We start from the raw sequence: 3,025 nt of genomic DNA on the forward strand, positions 1-3,025 counted from the left end.
CCACCGGAGCGCCGCAGACGCGGTGCCGCGCCGGCTCGGTCGCCGCGCACGAGCGCCGCGTATTCACGGATGTGAATTACGACCGCGCTTGTCGTTGGTGGTACTATGCGCCGTGGAAGGCGGGCTATTGTGTCTACCGGAGTCGAGATGATCCAGATCGATGGTGCGCAGGGTTCGGGCAGCGGTACCATCGTTCGTTTCGCCACGGCGCTTGCTGCGGTGCTCCAGCGGCCGGTCCATTTCTTCGACGCACGGGCAAAGCGTGAGAAGCCAGGGCTGCGCCCGCAACACCTGGCCGGCGTCCGCGCCTGCGCCGAGTTGTGTGGTGCCCACACCGAGGGCGTGGCGATCGGTTCCCAGGACTTCACCTTCGTGCCGGGCCGGCGAATCCTGCAAAGTAGGGTAGTGGACGTCGAGATCACAGATAGCGTGGAAATCAGGGAACCGGCGACGAAGTCGCAAGAGCGCGATGTGGCGGAACGATTCCTGGAACAAGCCGACGAGAACTCGTTTGCCGATCTATTCCGCATCTTTTCGCCGCAGTTGGTTGCATTCTTTCGCCGGCGCGGGCACGAAACAGGCATCGCCGAAGATCTGGCGCAGGAAGTGATGCTCACGGTTTACCTGAAGGCGGGACAGCTTCGCGACCACAAGTTGTTTCGCGCCTGGCTATTTAAGGTGGCGCGCAACGCACTTTGCCGGTACTTCTCCCAACGCTCGCGCCAGGTTCCCGCGGTCGACTTAACGGACATGGCTGAGACTCTCCCGGCGGCGAACCGCAATGTGTTCGCGCCGACCCTAGAATTCGAGGATTGGATGAAGTTTCTCGATGACCAGGAAAGGGAGACCATGACATTGCGCTTCGTCGAGGAGTGGGAATACCACGAGATCGCCGCCGCTCAAGCCATTCCCATCGGCACCGTGCAGTGGAGAGTCTTTAATTCCAAGAAGAAGCTGGCGCCGCACTTGCGCTCGCGCCGCGAAATCTTGCGAAAGGCCGCGTGAGAAGGATGAAAGCTGGACTGCTTGCTCACACGCGGTGCGAATTCTGATACGAAAACGCGACCGCCAGGGAGCGGCAAGTAATGCTCTCATTGTTGCTGATCGCTGTCCGCCCTTTCCTGGGTCAGGCTGCGTGTCGGGTGACACGCTGTTCCGGCCGGATCCAGATCTGCACCGGCTCGGCCGCCCGCGCACTCGCCCATGCGATAAGGAAGTTGCGGCCGCAGGTGCGGCAACGGTAATGCCCGCGCATGGGCCACATCGGCGAATTGTGCATCATGCGGCACCAGCGAATGCCCAGGCGTTCGAAGAGACTAAAATGGAATTTCAGTTGAAGTGACATGATGGTCCTCACAGTTTGTACTTGATCCGCTTACTACGGGTTTCGCACCTTGCAACTTGGCGAGGTTGACCGTCAATTCCCGAGCACCGACTGCCAGCGCTTTACGGACTAGGTCCGGTTCGCAATCCAAGAGGATCGCGACGTCGTTCAACGGCACCCGTTCAAATAGCAGCAGCAGGACGGCGGCTCGTGGAAACACGTCAATCAGAAGCAGCGCCCGTTCCAGGTCCGACCTTGTGGTTTCGTCGTCGAGCGTCCAGGACCGCGGCGGAAGCTCGGACTTTTCGGGGCGCCTCAACGCGGTGCGGCGGGCAAACTCAGCAAGATCTTCCCGCACCGCAGCCAGTGCTTTGGCGATGAAAATCCTCCTCGACCACGCATCCATCCAGGTGGAAAAGAAGGCGTTCGCTTCGTCCACCGGATACAGGGCTTGAATTGTCACGTCGCTGGCGGTTTCGCGAGACCCCGTGAGCAGGGTTGCCAGCCAGTGAAGGTCGGCCACGTTGCACTTCGCTTGTTCTAGCGTTTCCATCTGCCCCCTCCGGCCGGTAGTCGGCGTCCTGTAACATCACCGGACCCGGTATCACCCGCGCGCCGGCCTGCACTTGACGGATCGCTTGGAGAAATTCGCAGACCGGCGCCGCCTTCGACAAGTATCCGTGGATGCCAGCATCTAAGGCACGCCGCGCGCGTATGTGACTCCGAGCAGAGGTAATCGCCACAATCCGTGTCTGTGGAAAGTCGGCCAGGATGCGCCGGGCCAGTTCCTCCCCCGGTATGTCCGGCAGGAGGAGATCGAGCGTCACGACGTCAGGCCTGTACCGCCACACACCAGTCAAGGCCGCTTCCCCGGTCGAAGCTGTGGCTACGACCGTCATGTCCGGCTCCCGATTGATCATGGCGGCCAAGCCTTCTTGCACCAATTGCTGACTGTCCACGGTCAAGACGCGAATGCGCCGCGGCACCACCCGCAACCTCGCTGAGATTGGGACCGAGAGAATCGCTGCAGCCGCACAAGCCATAAATCCCTCCTGCTCCGAAGGTACTGTAAGGGGACCTCTCGGGGCATCACGAGATGGAAGGTTTTTGTGATAACACGCCGGTCAGTGAGCTTTCGTAACCAAATCGAGGTAACCACGAGTCGGCGGGTCTCAGGCCACGGGCCGGCGCCCCGCCAGCCTCCTTGGTGATGGCGCCGGCCCGATCCGAGATTCAGACTCCCGCGACGCTTTCACGCATCCACCACGGAGGCAGCACTGACCGAAATCTAGCGTCGTTTGATCCTCAGTGCCGCAATTTTCGAAGTGAGAGTGGTCGGACGCATGCCAAGTAGCTCGGCAGCGCCATCGGCGCCATAGATCTTTCCGCCGCACTTTAGGAGCGCTTCCTGGATACTCCGCCGTTCGAGTTCGAGAAACTGCTTGCGGGTTGAAACAGGAGCTTGGCGTTCTGTTCCTGCCACGGAAGGACTGGCTGCTTGGTGCAGAGCAATACGCAGTGTTCCGCCCCTCGCCAAAATGACCGCCCTCTCAATGACGTTTTGCAGCTCGCGAATATTGCCGGGCCACGTATAGCTCGTGAGCTCCTGGAGGTGCTCCCGCGTCAGAGCTGGAGTGGCACAATGCATCCGCCTTGCCGCTTGTTCCAGGAAGCTAGACGCCAGGACAGGAATGTCGTCTA

Annotated in this window: 4 protein-coding genes; 1 reads left to right on the plus strand and 3 read right to left on the minus strand. The window is 60.7% G+C overall.

Annotated elements, in window-relative coordinates:
• Nucleotides 1-147: 147 nt before the first annotated feature.
• On the plus strand, nt 148-1,005 hold the full coding sequence (locus tag LAN64_20635) for a sigma-70 family RNA polymerase sigma factor (GenBank protein ID MBZ5570233.1): 858 nt from the start codon (nt 148-150) through the stop codon (nt 1,003-1,005).
• Nucleotides 1,006-1,126: 121 nt separating this feature from the next.
• Here LAN64_20635 and LAN64_20640 read toward each other — a convergent pair whose 3' ends face one another.
• From LAN64_20640 to LAN64_20650, 3 genes are all read right to left on the minus strand, one after another.
• Nucleotides 1,127-1,345: a hypothetical protein gene (locus LAN64_20640; GenBank protein MBZ5570234.1), complete on the minus strand. Its 219-nt coding sequence runs from the start codon at nt 1,343-1,345 to the stop codon at nt 1,127-1,129.
• A 317-nt stretch (nt 1,346-1,662) separates the two neighbouring features.
• The gene (locus LAN64_20645; protein ID MBZ5570235.1) at nt 1,663-2,289 is read right to left on the minus strand and encodes a response regulator transcription factor; all 627 of its coding nucleotides are present in this window, start codon (nt 2,287-2,289) and stop codon (nt 1,663-1,665) included.
• Between the two features lie 323 nt (nt 2,290-2,612).
• Nucleotides 2,613-3,025, minus strand: a 413-nt coding sequence (locus LAN64_20650; GenBank protein ID MBZ5570236.1) for a hydrogenase, incomplete at its 5' end; no start/stop codon positions are given.

The organism is Terriglobia bacterium (assembly GCA_020073185.1).
Taxonomy (GTDB): domain Bacteria; phylum Acidobacteriota; class Terriglobia; order Terriglobales; family Acidobacteriaceae; genus JAIQGF01.